This is a genomic window from Methanocalculus sp. (assembly GCF_029762515.1).
Classification (GTDB): domain Archaea; phylum Halobacteriota; class Methanomicrobia; order Methanomicrobiales; family Methanocorpusculaceae; genus Methanocalculus.
Window position 1 is genome coordinate 1 of record NZ_JARVGN010000480.1, and the last position, 1,600, is coordinate 1,600.

At 46.1% G+C, this 1,600-nt stretch carries 2 protein-coding genes; one reads left to right on the plus strand and one right to left on the minus strand.

Features of this window, described 5'->3' with window-relative positions; all coding sequences use genetic code 11:
- Positions 1 to 203, plus strand: a 203-nt coding sequence (locus QCH34_RS12380) for a tautomerase family protein (RefSeq protein ID WP_300334583.1), incomplete at its 5' end; no start/stop codon positions are given.
- Between the two features lie 25 nt (positions 204 to 228).
- Here the strand turns inward: QCH34_RS12380 and xerA are convergent.
- Positions 229 to 1,095 (minus strand): site-specific tyrosine recombinase/integron integrase, encoded by an 867-nt coding sequence (gene xerA, locus QCH34_RS12385; RefSeq protein ID WP_300334585.1) that lies wholly within the window; start codon positions 1,093 to 1,095, stop codon positions 229 to 231.
- Positions 1,096 to 1,600 lie beyond the last annotated feature (505 nt).

Sequence of the window (1,600 nt, forward strand, 5' to 3'; positions counted from 1 at the left end):
TACATGCTGATGTCTATTCCATGCCTGTCATAACAATTCAGATGTCAGAAGGAAAAACTGCAGATCAGAAGCGGAAAGTTGCCGGTGAGATCACCCGGACCATTGCCGAAACATTCGGAGTCGACCCGGCAGCAGTTATTGTCATCTTCAACGAGTTGCCACGCGAAAATATCGCAAAAAGCGGAAAACTCCTCTCGGATTGAGAGGATTGTATCTTTTTTTCAGAGATTACTCATTTGAGAGCGGGAAATGCTCCTGGTAGACCTTACGTCTCTCTTCGAGATCCGTATGCAGGTACACTTCAGTCGTCTGGATCGACGAGTGGCCCAGGTTCTCCTGCACCACCCTGAGGTTTCGTGAACGCCGGTAGAGTTCACTTGCATAACTGTGGCGGATCTTGTGGGGAGTGATTCCGGCAGGGGCATATTTCTGGAATATATGCTGAACTGAACGGGAAGAGAGTGGAGCGCCAGAACGGCCCTGAAAGAGCGGGCCATCCTTCCTTCCGCCGGTAAACCCCCTGATCGCGGTCAACGTATCGGGATCGATGAAGACCGTCCGGATCTTGCCCCCTTTTCCACGGATACGAATCGTCTCCTCATCAAAATCGATATGCTCAATCATAATTCCACAGAGTTCAGACACCCGTACCCCGGTTGCATAGATTGTCCTGATAAGGAGGCGATCCCTTGAATCCCCGATCTTCTCCAGAAGAGTGATGACATCCGCATGTTTCAGGTATAAGAGTTCCCGATCCTTGATTTTTGGACGATCCACGCCGAGAACAGGATTCGTATCAACAACCTGCTGGCCAACAAGAAATTTATAGAATGAACTGAGCGTTGAGAGATAACGGTTCATGGTTGTTGCGGAGAGGCTCCGTTCAACCGATGCCTGCGCCATAAAATTGGTGACTTCATAGCCATCAGTCTCAACATCCGGATCATCCGAGGCCTGCACTCCGGCAGAATAGGAGGAGAAATCGTGCAACACCCGGCGGTAGGTATCTATTGTTTTTACAGAATAATTCCGCATCGTCAGGTGATTCATATACCGGGGAATCCAGACAGAGAACGTCCGCTGACGGGGAGCCATGATATATCATGGTTTTCCGGAGTTATTACCTTTGCGCAGAATAGTTTGGCCACATTCGATCAGATACGTGATTCGACTACACGGCTTTATCGATCTAAATTATGATCGATATCTGATCTCAGATCATGGTTTTGTCTGTATAAAAGTTGCAGAATATGGGCCCTTATTCATATAGCATCATATGATTTATAGAAGCAGTTGTTCGAATACTTTGGAACAAAATACTGGATTTTTAAATATAAATTAAGACGAATAAAATTACAGATCAACCCGCCACCATAATACCATAAGAACACCCACACCCACCATAAAAAAACCAGGGCTTTGACAGACAGGAAACTGTTTCCAGCAAGACCATTCCACCCATAACCCAATTCACATTTTTCAGACACCCATTTGATGAAACACCACATCCTTTTCCGCCACTTCAGTTTCGCAAAAACACAGATATAGGAAATCAGGTTGGAGAAAACAGGATCAATTAGATCCGACATCATTCATCAAG